This window comes from Roseibium sp. MMSF_3247, assembly GCF_030733765.1.
Classification (GTDB): Bacteria; Pseudomonadota; Alphaproteobacteria; order Rhizobiales; family Stappiaceae; genus Roseibium.
In genome coordinates, this window is record NZ_JASHII010000007.1 from 26,250 (window position 1) to 39,797 (window position 13,548).

Genomic DNA, 13,548 nt, shown 5'->3' on the forward strand with positions numbered 1-13,548 from the left:
CCCGGGCTTATCTTACATCGAAATGGCGTAAACCGACTTGTCCGGTTGGTTTGCTAGCAGTGCAGACTTCAGCTTCTGAAGTGCACGGCTTTCGATCTGGCGCACGCGTTCCTTGGAAATGCCGAGTTTCTTGCCGAGCGATTCAAGTGTCGCACCGTCTTCAGACAAGCGCCGCTCGCGGACAATTTTGAGTTCCCGCTCGCTTAAAACGTCCAGCGCAGATGCGAGCCATGTGTTGCGCCGCTCTGCGTCGATGTTCTCTGTGACAATCTCATCCGGTTGCGGTGCATCAGAAACGAGGAAATCCTGACGGTCGGCGCTGGACCCTTCTGTGTCTGTTACCGGTGCGTTCAGCGACGTGTCGGGTCCGGACAAACGCGCATTCATGACAGCGACATCAGATTGCTTCACGCCAATGGCGTCTGCGATCTTTTGATGCAGCTCGCTGTCTGTCAGAGGTGTCTGATTGTTGGACAGCTTTGCGCGCAATCGGCGGAGATTGAAGAACAACGCCTTTTGAGAAGAGGACGTGCCGCCCCGGACGATGGACCAGTTCCGAAGAATATAGTCTTGAATTGAGGCGCGGATCCACCACGTGGCGTATGTCGAGAAGCGAACCTCACGTTCTGGTTCGAACCTCGCAGCAGCCTCCAGCAGCCCAACATGACCTTCCTGGATCAGGTCACCGAGATTAAGGCCGAAGTTCTTGAACCGCGAGGCAACGGCAATGACCAACCGCATGTGGGACAGAGAAAGTTTCTCCAGAGCCTTTTCGTCTTTGTTGTCCCGCCACTGAATGGCGAGCTCAAGCTCTTCCTCACGGGTCAAATACGGCGCTTTCATCGCCGCTTTCACCAAATGCCTTCTTTCACTCATAGACGTGGACATATGTAGCACTCCAGGCGTGACGTTAGTGGTACTACGGACCCAAAGTCAGAATAGATCACTTCGAAAACGCACGGACGCACGAATACGCACAATGTCGTGACAGAAAGGTAGAGATTTGCTGCAGTCTAGATCAGCGGGCGTGAAAGCGTTTCGATATAACTGCCCGCTGATCTCGAAGAGGGTTGCTCGCCGTTGGACGTAAAAAAAGGCCCGGATTGCTCCGGGCCTTTTCGCAAATGAAAGATCAGCGATCAGCAGCCTTTCAGGCGGCCTCTTCTGTGTCGTCGCCATCTTCGCCATCTTCTGCCGCGGCAGCAGCTGCTTTAATGCGGCTTGGTGACTTCGCGAGGTTCTGCTCGATTTCCTTGATTGCTTCGGTTTCCGAGCATTTGTTCACTGCGGCAATTTCGCGTGCCATACGATCCAGGGCAGCTTCGTAAAGCTGGCGTTCTGAGTAGGACTGCTCCGGCTGGCTCTCCGAGCGGAAAAGGTCTCGGACGACTTCCGAAATTGCAATCAGATCGCCGGAGTTGATTTTCGCTTCGTATTCCTGGGCACGGCGGCTCCACATTGTCCGCTTGATACGCGGACGTCCCTGGACTGTTTCGAGTGCCTTCTTGACAGCAGCCGGGTCGCCGAGCTTCCGCATTCCCACAGATGCGATTTTCGCGACCGGGACGCGAAGTGTCATCTTATCCTGTTCAAAAACGATGACGAGCAACTCCAAAGAGTGACCTGCTACGTTTTGTTCTTCAATGGCGGTAATCTGGCCCACCCCGTGAGCCGGGTAAACGATGTATTCGCCAGTCTTGAAACCTTGACGCTGCGCGGTCTTTTTGGTGTTTGTTGCCATACTCGTAGTTTCTCCTGCGCAGTTAGCGGTCTGTTGCAGACCAGAAATGGACCGCTGAAACGGTCCTTGTTTGTGCGGCACGCAATCGCTTTGACGTCCAAATCTTGGAACGCCTGTTGATATGCGGCGTGTCGGGCTGGTCAGTCGTCGAATTCCACTCTAGAACCTTGCTTGGATACATAAGCTGTCGGATCACTCGCGGCCCGGAAGATCAAGATCACGGGACACGTAAGCACGACTCCGTTTTTGGGGTTATTCTCGTGGTTGGCGACTATCGAGACAACATAACATACTCTTGTGGAAAATTAAAGAGGAACTCTTTCGCGGGCGCAAAACAGCATTAAGGCCCGAGCGAATGTTCCGCTCAGGCAGCTGTAATCAATAGTGTTTTGAACTTATCTCAGGTTGCGAATATTGAGACTTACGAATTTATCGCAACTTCAGATAAGCGAATCATGCCGGCGGATTTGGAGAAAAGTACTTCTCCAGTTTGTTCTCCTGCCCGTCAAATTTATCTGCATCGGGCATTGGATCTTTCTTTTCCGTAATGTTCGGCCATTTTTCCGAATATTCGGCGTTGATTTCGATCCACTTCTCGAGACCTGGTTCCGTATCCGGAAGAATTGCTTCAGCCGGACATTCCGGCTCGCAAACACCGCAGTCGATGCATTCGTCCGGGTTGATGACGAGGAAATTTTCGCCTTCATAGAAACAATCAACTGGACACACCTCAACGCAGTCGGTGTATTTGCACTTGATACAGTTGTCTGTGACGACGTAGGTCATCGCAATCCTCTTTAGTCAGAGCATCGGGTACGAAAGTTGTAACCGGATGCAGTCGTCTGGCGTCGGTTTGATGCGCAGGCTCTGACCTCTGCTGCCTTTATTATTGCAGTTGGGTATCGCTTTTGGCAGGCGGGTGCAAGCGTTCAACAGGTCGCATCGCAGCTCTGTTTGAGAAAGCTATTTCCTTTTTTTCAAGATTCATAAAAAGGATCAGGCCCATAGAGCTTTTAGTGTTCATCCTCCTGCCTGAAAGCATCCATTTTGCGCCGGTCACGTTTTGTTGGCCGCCCGCTGCCAGGCTCCCTCTGTCCAGGGGGTGGAGGTGGCGCTTCGGCCTTTGGCGGCGGTGGCGGAGACAGGTCTTCGTAGAGTTTTTTTGCTTCTTCGTAAGGTCCGCGCCGGGAGCCAAGTGCAACCACTTTCAAAACAAGAATGCGACGTTCCAAGGCAATGGTTAAAACGTCGCCGGTCTTGATGGTCTTGCTGGCGGAGGAAATCTTGTCCTTGTTGATCCGGACATGTCCGCCTGCAGCGAGTTTCTGCGCAAGGGAACGGGATTTTGTGACCCTGGCGTACCAGAGCCACTTGTCGACACGCAGGCTGCCTTGGGCGGAAACGGCAGCCGCCTTTTGATCGTCGCCCGGAATTACTTCTTATCCTTGTCGCCCATGTTCTCCTTCAGCGCCATCAAGGCTGCAAAAGGTGAGTTCGGGTCGATCGGCTTGTCTTTCGGGGTTTTGTCGCGGCGGTTGCCCCCATCAAAGGACTTCTGACCTGCGCGCCCCTTGTTCGGACCACTTTTGCCAGGTTTGCCGTGGCGACGTTCACCAGGAGCGCCTTTGGGACCTTGCTGCTTGCGATTGTCACCGCCTCGGCGTTGGTCCTGACGGCCGCGCGGGCGGCGGTCGTGACGGCCTGGGCGCCAGATTTCGATGGTAACAGTTTCCATTTCCGGTTCGCTGGCCGGTGTTGGTTCTGCCGTCTGGGCATCCTCGGTTTCTGGAGTTGGTGCCTCTGCGGACGTTTCAGCGTCGGCAGTCGCAGGCGCTTCTTCGGCAGCTTGTTCTACTGCAGAAGTCTCAGAGGCTTCAGCAACTTCGGTCACAGCACTTTCGGCAGACGCCTCTGCCTCAGTCGCAGGTGTGTCCTCAACTGCAGCGGGTTCGGCTGTGTTTGGCGTCACTTCTGTCGCGTCGGCTTTTGGTGCTGCCGGACGCTGCACTTCCTTGGTCTCAAGACGGTAGCCGAGGGACTTCAAAACAGCGGAAAAATCTTCGCCTGCGCAGCCCAGCAAAGACGTCATCGCAACCGTCACGGTAAAGCCGCCACCGGTTTCAATTGCCCCTTCCGGCGGAGCAACTTCGCTGTCGAGCGGTTTCCAGGCAATCAGCGGACGGATGAGATCGGCAAGACGCTCCAGGATGTCAACGCGTACGGCTCGCGGGCCGCACACGCGGAACCCGACAACCTTGTAAAGCGCCGGCTGGATCTCCGGGTTGACCGGAATGGATGTCCGGCCTGAGGCGGACAACTGCGGCAGCTCTTCCATGCCGTCCATGTCCAACTCGCCGTGCTTCAGGGCCCAAAGCTGGGCAAGCAACTGGCTTGGAGCCGGTTTCAAAAGTGCCGGAACAAATATCGTGTAAGCGCCGAAGCGGACACCGTGTTTGCGCAAGGACGCGCGCATGTCCTGGTCCAACTGACGGATTTCGTCAGACGCGTCCTGACGCTCCAGGATGCCGAGGCCTTCGACAATCCGGAATGCAATACCGCGCGCCAAGCCCTCCAGCCCTTCACCTGACTTCAGGTCCATCAGCGGCTTCAAAAGTGTATCGACCTGGGCCTTTACCCAAAGATCCAGGCGGTTTTGTACGGTATCGCGCGCCAGGCCTGTCAGGTGCTCGTCGGCCAAGAGCAGAGCTGCCGGGGCCAGAACATCGTCGGTCGGGGACAATTTGGCCACCGGTTCACCGCGCCAGCGGATGACGCCATCCGATGTCAGGACAAAATCACTGTTCTCTGATTTGCCAAGCTTTTCCGCACGGGATTCGATTTCCGTGGTCAGGGCTTTTTGTGCGGCAGCACGGACCGTTTTTCCGTCCGGGCCTTCGGCCGCCGCATCAGGGGCAAACCGGAAGCCAAGCAGATTTCCGATGTGCTGACCTTCGACGAGCACATCCCCACTCGATGTAATTTCCGCTTCCAGCATTGCGTTCTCTCTCAAACGTCGCATCAATACACTTGTCCGCCGATCCACGAACCGCTGTGTCAGCCGGTCGTGAAGGGCGTCAGATAGTTTGTCTTCTATGCCGCGGGTCACGTCCTGCCAATGGGCCGGATCGGCCAGCCAGTCAGGGCGGTTCGCGACATACGTCCAGGTCCGGATGTGAGCGATCCGGTTCGCGAGTGTGTCGATATCACCATCTACACGGTCTGCGAAGGCCAATTGACGGGCGAACCAGTCATCTTCAATCGCATTGTGGCGCATCAGGTGATTGTAAATGGTTGCCAGAAGGTCCCCATGATTGGCCGGGGCGATCTTCCGGTAATCGGGGACCTGACACACATCCCATAGCAGTTCTACTGATTTTGCGCCCTTTGCCATGTCAGAAATTGCGCTATCGCGCAATAAATGTTCAAGCGCCGTGATGTCGTCGCCTGTGGGCGCGCGGGCCAAACCCTCTTCCCGAGGCGGTAAATCAAGGCTGCGGCGCAATGCATTGGTGGATGAAAAATCCAAAGCACTGTTGCGCCATTGCAGCACTTTCAGGCTGTCAAAATGGTGGCTTTCGATTTGTTCGATCAAATCATCGTCCAGCGGATCGACGCGGCCGGTGACCCCGAAGGTGCCGTCTTTAGTGTGGCGGCCGGCCCGTCCGGCGATCTGACCCATTTCCGAAGGCGTCAGCTGGCGATACTGATACCCGTCGTATTTCCGGTTGCCGGCAAAGGCGATGTGATGGACATCCAGATTGAGGCCCATGCCGATTGCGTCAGTGGCTACCAGATGATCGACATCGCCGTTCTGGAACAGGTCAACTTGCGCATTCCGTGTTCTTGGGCTCAACGAGCCAAGAACCACCGCCGCCCCGCCCCGTTGGCGGCGCAATAGTTCGGCGATCGAATAAACCTCATCGGATGAAAACGCGACGATTGCTGACCGTGCGGGCAGGCGGGAGACCTTTTTCGATCCGGCATAGGAGAGGATCGACATGCGCGGACGGGTGACAACATTCAGGCCCGGGATCAGCTTCTCGAGAAGCGGGCGGGCGGTCGCAGACCCCAAAAGGAGTGTTTCGGAGCGGCCGCGCAGGTTCAGGATCCTGTCCGTGAAGACGTGGCCGCGGTCGAGATTTCCGGCGAGCTGCACTTCGTCGATGGCGACAAACTCGGTGTTCAGATCGAGTGGCATGGCCTCGACCGTGGACACCCAAAACCGCGGCTGTTTCGGAATGATCTTCTCTTCGCCGGTGATCAACGCAACGGCATCAGTTCCGGCGCGTTCGGCAATCCGCCCATAAACTTCCCGTGCCAAGAGCCGCAACGGCAGACCGATCAAGCCCGACGGCTGCGCCAGCATGCGCTCGATCGCAAGGTGCGTTTTGCCGGTGTTGGTTGGCCCAAGCACGGCTGTGACCGTGCGGGAGCGGGCGCTCGGCGGTAATTGCAGGGTTTGGGGGCGGGACATAGAGGTGATGCGGTCAGAAATCTCAGTGTTTGGCGCGCCGTTCCGGCGGCCTGCTCTCCCAAGGCACGTGCCCTGAACTCGGATGCGCGTGTCTAGCATAGGCGTTGTGGCTCTGTCCTGCCCTTTTTCGACGCGCTCTCGCTATTCCTTTGTTGGATCAATGTGTATCCAGAAAGTTGTGGAGAACGACTCTGGAACAAACCGAAACCGAATCGCGGACTCTTGGGGATTCAGGATTTGTTCCCTACGAAATGTGGATTTGAATCCAACTTTTAGTACGAAATGCTGAGTCTGGTCAGGGATTTGCGCCAAATCACCCTGAGGCTGAAGTTCAGGGCAAAAAACCTGTCAATCTCCAAATCAAAAAAAGATTCGTTTTTCGGGCATGCTGCGCCTTTCGCCATTAACCATGGACACATGCAGAACGAATCGCTGACGAATCGGTGTTTTGATCATGTTTTTGATTTGTTCCTACCCGATCTGGTAGGTTGTCTTCTCGAAAGACCAATTGGGCGCCTAAAAAATCTCCCGGGTGTTTACGATTTTCCGCGTCGGTGACGGGAGAGTGTTTCAGATTGGGGCGTGGTTTGGCGTTCGCACTGCGAAGTGAAACGGGCCGCCAGCAGAAAAATCTCCCATAAGTGCTCATCCCCTGGCGTAGGATTTGTGCCCATTTTTCCAAGGTTTATCGCCGTCAGAGCAAAAATATTTCACTTTCTGGAAAAAGGACAAGCATGCTGCCCCTTTTCAATTGGCTTCGACGTAAGTAGAAATCTTGCCGAAATGTGCCTTGCATGTTGCGGATTATTAGGGGGAGTGGGCGTTTGGCGATAAGAAAAATTCTCGTTGCGAACCGGTCTGAAATTGCAATCCGGGTTTTCCGGGCTGCCAACGAACTCGGTCTGAAGACCGTTGCGATCTATGCCGAGCAAGACAAACTGGCTCTGCACCGGTTCAAGGCCGATGAGGCGTATCAGGTCGGCAAGGGTCTTGGCCCGATCGAGGCCTATCTGTCCATCGACGAGATTATTCGTGTTGCCAAACATTCCGGCGCTGATGCCATCCACCCGGGCTACGGCCTGTTGTCGGAAAGCCCGGAATTCGTGGATGCCTGCGAAACGGCCGGGATCACCTTTATCGGGCCGAAATCCGAGACAATGCGCCGTCTGGGCAACAAGGTGGCCGCACGGAACCTGGCAATCGAGGCCGGGGTACCGGTCATGCCGGCAACGGACCCGCTTCCTGACGATCTGAATGAGATCAAGAAGCAGGCTCTGGAGATCGGCTACCCGGTGATGCTGAAAGCGTCCTGGGGCGGCGGTGGCCGTGGCATGCGCGTCATTCCGGATGAAGCGACCCTTGAAAAGGAAGTGCTGGCTGCCAAGCGGGAAGCCAAGGCCGCCTTCGGCAAGGACGAGATTTATCTGGAGAAGCTGGTTCAACGGGCACGCCACGTCGAAGTCCAGATCCTTGGGGACGGTGAAACCGTTGTTCATCTCTTCGAGCGGGATTGCTCGATCCAGCGACGCCACCAAAAGGTGGTCGAGCGGGCACCAGCGCCTTATCTCGATGATGCCAAGCGCACAGAGCTTTGCGAATACGGTCTTAAAATTGGCCGGGCGGTGAACTATCGCGGCGCGGGCACTGTCGAGTTCCTGATGGATGCGGACACGGGGGCGATTTACTTCATCGAAGTCAATCCCCGGGTCCAGGTCGAGCACACTGTGACCGAAGAAGTCACGGGCATCGATATCGTCCAGGCACAGATCCACATCGCAGATGGAGAAAAGATCGGAACGCCGGAAAGCGGTGTCCCGGCGCAGGAGAACATTCGCCTCAACGGTCACGCCCTGCAATGCCGGATCACCACGGAAGATCCGGAGCAGAACTTCATTCCGGATTATGGCCGCATCACCGCGTATCGCGGCGCGACCGGCTTCGGTATTCGCCTCGATGGCGGGACCGCCTATTCAGGGGCGGTGATCACCCGGTTCTATGATCCGCTTCTTGAAAAAGTGACGGCCTGGGCGCCGACGGCCGAAGATGCGCGCAAACGGATGGACCGCGCCTTGCGGGAGTTCCGGATCCGCGGTGTTGCGACCAATCTGGTGTTTTTGGAAAACATCATTGATCATGCCGATTTCCGCGCCCAGACCTATACCACCCGCTTCATCGACGACACGCCTGCGCTGTTTGAACAGACAAAACGCCAGGATCGGGCAACCAAGCTGCTCACCTATATCGCCGATGTCTCGGTGAACGGGCATCCGGAAACCAAAGACCGGGTCCGTCCGCCGAAGGATGCTGCTGCGCCGGTCGTGCCGGACTTTGGCGACGAAAAACCGAAAGGAACGCGCCAGCTTCTGGATGAGCTCGGTCCGAAAGGTTTCGCCGACTGGATGAAGGCGGAAAAACGGGCGCTTCTCACCGATACCACGATGCGTGACGGCCACCAGTCTTTGCTGGCGACCCGCATGCGCTCCCACGACATTGTCAACATCGCAGATGCTTATGCGACCGGTCTGCCGACGCTCTTTTCCCTGGAATGCTGGGGCGGTGCGACGTTCGACGTGTCCATGCGATTCTTGACGGAAAGCCCCTGGGAGCGGCTGCATCAGATCCGTGAACGGGCGCCGAACATCCTGCTTCAGATGCTGTTGCGGGGCTCGAACGGGGTTGGTTACACCAACTATCCGGACAATGTGGTCAAGTTTTTCGTCCATCAGGCGGCCGAAAACGGCGTGGATCTTTTCCGCGTCTTTGACTGCTTGAACTGGGTTGAGAACATGCGCGTTTCCATGGATGCGGTCCAGGAAACCGGCAAACTCTGTGAGGGAGTGCTTTGCTACACCGGCGATATGCTGGACAGTGCGCGTCCAAAATATGATTTGAAATACTACGTCAATCTGGCGAAGGAACTGGAAGCAGCCGGTGCCCATATCCTTGGCATCAAGGACATGGCAGGGTTGATGAAGCCGCAGGCGGCCAAGATCCTGGTGAAAGCGCTGAAAGAAGAGGTCGGCCTGCCGATCCACTTCCACACCCATGACACCTCCGGTATTGCGGCTTCCACCATTCTGGCAGCCGTCGAGGCCGGTGTTGATGCGGTCGATGCGGCCATGGATGCCTTGTCCGGTCTGACGTCGCAGCCGTGCCTTGGATCTATTGTGGAGGCGCTGCGGGGCACGGATCGGGATACGGGCCTTGATGCGGCGACAATCCGCCAGATCTCCTTCTATTGGGAAGCCGTTCGCGCGCAATACCGGGCCTTTGAGAGTGACCTTCGCTCTGGCGCTTCAGAGGTTTACTTGCACGAAATGCCAGGCGGCCAGTTCACCAACCTGAAGGAACAGGCACGGTCCCTCGGCCTGGAAACCCGCTGGCACGAAGTTGCGCAAGCGTACGCCGATGCCAACCAGATGTTTGGCGACATCGTCAAGGTAACGCCGTCCTCTAAGGTGGTCGGCGACATGGCGCTGATGATGGTCAGCCAGGGCCTCAGCGTTGCCGATGTTGAAGACCCGGCCAAGGACGTTGCCTTCCCGGACAGTGTTGTGAAGATGCTGCATGGTGACCTTGGACAGTCTCCCGGCGGATGGCCGAAGGCAATTCAGGAAAAGGCGCTTAAAGGGGAAAAGCCGATCACCGTTCGCCCTGGGTCCCTGCTGGAAGAGGCAGATCTTGAAGCTGAACGGGCAGCCGCCGCGACCGCAACGTGTCATGACATCGATGATATGGAGCTGGCATCCTATCTGATGTACCCTAAGGTCTTCACGGACTTCGACAAGGCGCAGCAGCAATATGGACCGACCTCCGTGCTGCCGACGCCGGTCTATTTCTACGGTCTTGAATCAGGCGACGAGATCTTTGTTGACCTGGAACCCGGAAAGACACTTGTGGTCCGCTGTCAGGCCATCGGTGAAACCGATGAGAAGGGCGAGAAGAAAGTCTTCTTCGAACTCAATGGCCAGCCGCGCAACGTCAAGGTACCTGACCGGGCGCATGGTGCTGTCGGGGCTGCTGCCATGCGCAAGGCCGAAGACGGCAATGCGGCCCATGTTGGTGCGCCGATGCCGGGCGTCATCTCCACGGTTGCGATTGCTGCCGGACAGGAGGTTAAGGCCGGTGATGTGCTCGTTTCGATCGAAGCCATGAAGATGGAAACCGCCCTTCACGCCGAGCGCGATGGCAAGGTCTCCGAAGTGCTTGTCACACCGGGTGCCCAGATCGACGCCAAGGATCTCCTGGTGGTGTTCGAGGCATAAATAAAGGGCCGCGCAAGCGGCCCTTTTACTACACTAAGCGATGCAAAGAGCGGCTTACTCGGCTGCTTTCAAGCGGTTGTGCTGAACAGGGGCTTCGGCGGTGCCGATCCAAAGGTCCAGAAACCGGTCTAGCCAGGCGCGAACCGCGGTGTCGTAGACGAAGCGGCCAGCAAAATGATCGCGGCGTTGCTGCGCCCCGGGAAGTTCCATCCGCGGAGCGCCTTTTGTGGTCCATTTAACCATCATTTGGTGGGTAAGTTCCGGGTGGAACTGAATCCCGTATGCCGCCGGCCCAACGCGAATGGCCTGGTTGGGATAAGTTGGGCTGGTTGCCAGCAGATCCGCACCCGACGGCAGATCGAACCCCTCCCGGTGCCACTGGTAGACCTTTTTCGGCCAATCCATCAGGTCTTTGCCGGCATCGGTTGGTTTCAGTGGGTAATAACCGATTTCAACCAGCTCATCCCTGTGGCCGGAAACGGTACCGCCAAGCTGCTTCACCAGCATCTGCGCACCAAGGCAAATACCGAGAAACGGCGTTTCTTCCTGAAGCGGAACCTTGATCCAGTCGATTTCCTTGTGAACGAACCCGTCCGGATCATTGGCGCTCATCGGTCCGCCAAAGATAACGGCGCCGGCATGGTCGCGCACGGTATCCGGGAGGCTGTCACCAAAGCGGGGTTTGCGAATGTCGAGTGCAAAACCGCGTTTCACCAGCTCGTGCCCCACCCGTCCGGGCGAGGAATGTTCCTGGTGCAGGACGATCAGCACTTTGGGGCGATACGTTCCGTGGTTCGAAGAAAAATCCATAGTTCCAATATTAGCGAGCAGCTTGAAAAAATCGAGTCTCTTGCGCGGTTTGGTTGCGCCGTGATTGTAAGAAAGCCTCAAGCATGGAAAGCATCAAGCCTCGTCAGCTTCCGGCGCGGTTTTGGCCACTTTGTGGCGCAGTGTCATCCGGTCCCGGGACGAAACCCCCAGCAGCTCGGCAACCCGCCAGATGGTGTTGTCTTCAAATTCATGCACGTGGCCGTCCGCATAAACGATTTCCCACATCATCTCGATGATGGCGAGGCGTTCCGCCTCGTCTGTTGTGCGTTTCAAAACGGAGGTGAAGCCGTAAAGGTCGACCGCCTCTTCATCGCGCTGTTTGGCCGCTGCGATCAGTTCGCTGGTCTCTTCGTCCGAGAGCTCATAACGCGCCTGCAAGATCTGCCGAAGTTTCTCGCTTTCGCTGTCTTCGATGATGCCGTCGATGTCTACCAGGTGAAACAGCAGTGCGGCGGCTGCGAGCCGCTTGTCGTCCTCGGCAAATGTTTTCTTGCCACTGTCTCCGAACGTGATCTCCCGGACGAAGCTCTTCAGCGCGTTCAGCATACGGTCAGTCCCTGTTGTTTGGCCGGTGGCCCAGCCATTCGGCAGTGCACTTAGGTGTACTACGTAGTCTCAAACTCTCTCTTGGCCCGACTGGGCTTATTCCATGTTTAGCATCAAACAGTTGGGAAGCGGTTTAAAACTTTTGAATAGTGCGGAAAAGTGGATTTTTACCCTCAACATTTTTGGAATCATTCTAATCTATTGATTTTTCTGAAGTTTATAACTTGACTTTTTTATTCATGAAATGTTTTTCACTGTCCGGGCGGCGCAGGATCGCGCTGCAGATTTTTCAAAAAAGCATGCAGATCGGGTCTCCGGCCGTTTGCATTGCCCCGGATTTAGGAACACTCCAATGAAATCCTTAACGCGCGCGCTTCTTGCGGCAACAACCCTTCTGGCAACGCCTGCAATGGCCGCAGCGCCTGCCGATGTTCTCGGCACATACAGCGATATTGCCTCTGCCAAGTATTCCGACTCTCTTGAAACAGCAAAGACGCTCCAGAGCGCAATCGACAAGCTGATTGCCGAGCCGAGCGACGCCAACCTGGCCGCGGCGCGCAAAGCATGGATCGAAGCTCGCAACCCGTATCAGCAGACAGAAGCCTACCGTTTCGGCAATGCCATCGTCGATGATTGGGAAGGCAAGGTGAACGCCTGGCCGCTGGATGAGGGACTGATCGATTATGTCGACGTTTCCTATGGCGAGGATTCCGAAGGGAACGCATTTTATGCAGCCAATGTCATTGCCAATCCGACCCTGAAAGTCGGGGGTGACACCATCGATGCCAGCGTGATCACGCCGGCTCTTCTGGCCGAATCCCTTCAGGAAGCAGGCGAAGTTGAAGCCAACGTGGCCACCGGTTACCACGCAATCGAATTTCTGCTTTGGGGGCAAGATCTCAACGGCACCGATGAGGGTGCTGGCAATCGTCCGGCCAGTGATTTTGACGCGGTTAACTGCACGGGTGGCAATTGCGAGCGCCGGGCGCAATACCTGAAAGCTGCCACTGATCTTCTGATTACCGATCTTGAGGAAATGGTTGCCGCGTGGGCACCGGGCGGTGCAGCGCGCGAAGAACTGGGCGGCAAGGGGGAAGCAGGTGGTCTGGCGACCATCCTGACCGGGATGGGCTCTCTTTCTTATGGCGAACTGGCCGGTGAGCGGATGAAGCTTGGCCTCATGCTGCATGATCCGGAAGAAGAGCATGACTGCTTCTCCGACAACACGCACATGTCGCACTACAACGATGTGGTCGGCATCCGGAACGTCTATTTCGGTGAGTACAAGAGCCCGCTCGGCAACGATGTGAAGGGCGCATCCCTTGCAGAGATGGTCGCGGCGAAAGATCCGGCTCTGGCCGAAGAAATGCAGGCCAAGCTGGACGCCACGCTGGCTGCATTCGAAGCGATAAAAACACGCGCCGAAGCCGGTGAAGCGTATGACCAGATGATCGGCGAAGGCAACGCAGAGGGCAACGCAATTGTTCAGGCGGCTGTCGATGCGCTGGTTGACCAGACCACGTCGATCGAGCGTGTCGTGAAAGTGCTTGAGCTCGACGAGATTGCTTTCGAAGGCTCCGACAGCCTCGACAATCCGTCCGCTGTTTTTGAGTAAGACCCATGTGGCGGGTGGCTCTGCTGCCCGCCATTATTGCCTGCCGGAATTGGGGCTCGGGCGGGCGTAAATCAGG

At 56.5% G+C, this 13,548-nt stretch carries 9 protein-coding genes; 2 read left to right on the forward strand and 7 right to left on the reverse strand.

What is annotated here, in order from left to right; all coding sequences use genetic code 11:
• Positions 1-12: 12 nt before the first annotated feature.
• The 5 genes from RBB44_RS20595 to RBB44_RS20615 form a co-directional block, all read right to left on the reverse strand.
• Positions 13-888, reverse strand: a complete 876-nt coding sequence (locus RBB44_RS20595; protein ID WP_166672828.1) for an RNA polymerase factor sigma-32 — start codon at positions 886-888, stop codon at positions 13-15.
• A 262-nt stretch (positions 889-1,150) separates the two neighbouring features.
• Entirely contained in the window at positions 1,151-1,741 is a 591-nt protein-coding gene (locus RBB44_RS20600) for a CarD family transcriptional regulator (RefSeq protein WP_306149758.1), read from the reverse strand.
• 453 nt (positions 1,742-2,194) lie between these two features.
• Positions 2,195-2,527, reverse strand: a complete 333-nt coding sequence (fdxA, locus tag RBB44_RS20605) for a ferredoxin FdxA (protein ID WP_008192880.1) — start codon at positions 2,525-2,527, stop codon at positions 2,195-2,197.
• 227 nt (positions 2,528-2,754) lie between these two features.
• On the reverse strand, positions 2,755-3,126 hold the full coding sequence (locus RBB44_RS20610; protein WP_286183873.1) for an RNA-binding S4 domain-containing protein: 372 nt from the start codon (positions 3,124-3,126) through the stop codon (positions 2,755-2,757).
• Positions 3,127-3,173: 47 nt separating this feature from the next.
• Positions 3,174-6,215, reverse strand: a complete 3,042-nt coding sequence (locus RBB44_RS20615; RefSeq protein WP_306149757.1) for a helicase-related protein — start codon at positions 6,213-6,215, stop codon at positions 3,174-3,176.
• 824 nt (positions 6,216-7,039) lie between these two features.
• Between RBB44_RS20615 and pyc the strand changes: the two genes are divergently transcribed.
• On the forward strand, positions 7,040-10,480 hold the full coding sequence (pyc, locus tag RBB44_RS20620; RefSeq protein ID WP_306149756.1) for a pyruvate carboxylase: 3,441 nt from the start codon (positions 7,040-7,042) through the stop codon (positions 10,478-10,480).
• A gap of 54 nt (positions 10,481-10,534) precedes the next feature.
• Here the strand turns inward: pyc and RBB44_RS20625 are convergent, their stop codons facing one another.
• Both RBB44_RS20625 and RBB44_RS20630 read right to left on the reverse strand, forming a co-directional pair.
• Positions 10,535-11,290, reverse strand: coding sequence for a glutamine amidotransferase (locus RBB44_RS20625; protein WP_306149754.1), 756 nt, complete (start codon positions 11,288-11,290; stop codon positions 10,535-10,537).
• A 93-nt stretch (positions 11,291-11,383) separates the two neighbouring features.
• Positions 11,384-11,857, reverse strand: a complete 474-nt coding sequence (locus tag RBB44_RS20630; protein WP_133952485.1) for a TerB family tellurite resistance protein — start codon at positions 11,855-11,857, stop codon at positions 11,384-11,386.
• 352 nt (positions 11,858-12,209) lie between these two features.
• Here RBB44_RS20630 and RBB44_RS20635 point away from each other — a divergent pair, with 352 nt between their 5' ends.
• Entirely contained in the window at positions 12,210-13,472 is a 1,263-nt protein-coding gene (locus RBB44_RS20635; protein WP_306149753.1) for an imelysin family protein, read from the forward strand.
• Positions 13,473-13,548: the final 76 nt, after the last annotated feature.

Coding starts and splice junctions, on each gene's coding strand:
- RBB44_RS20615 (WP_306149757.1), bottom strand. CDS start 6,215: ATGTCCCGCCCCCAAACCCTGCAATTACCGCCGAGCGCCCGCTCCCGC.
- RBB44_RS20630 (WP_133952485.1), bottom strand. CDS start 11,857: ATGCTGAACGCGCTGAAGAGCTTCGTCCGGGAGATCACGTTCGGAGAC.
- RBB44_RS20595 (WP_166672828.1), bottom strand. CDS start 888: ATGTCCACGTCTATGAGTGAAAGAAGGCATTTGGTGAAAGCGGCGATG.
- fdxA (WP_008192880.1), bottom strand. CDS start 2,527: ATGACCTACGTCGTCACAGACAACTGTATCAAGTGCAAATACACCGAC.
- RBB44_RS20625 (WP_306149754.1), bottom strand. CDS start 11,290: ATGGATTTTTCTTCGAACCACGGAACGTATCGCCCCAAAGTGCTGATC.
- RBB44_RS20635 (WP_306149753.1), top strand. CDS start 12,210: ATGAAATCCTTAACGCGCGCGCTTCTTGCGGCAACAACCCTTCTGGCA.
- RBB44_RS20600 (WP_306149758.1), bottom strand. CDS start 1,741: ATGGCAACAAACACCAAAAAGACCGCGCAGCGTCAAGGTTTCAAGACT.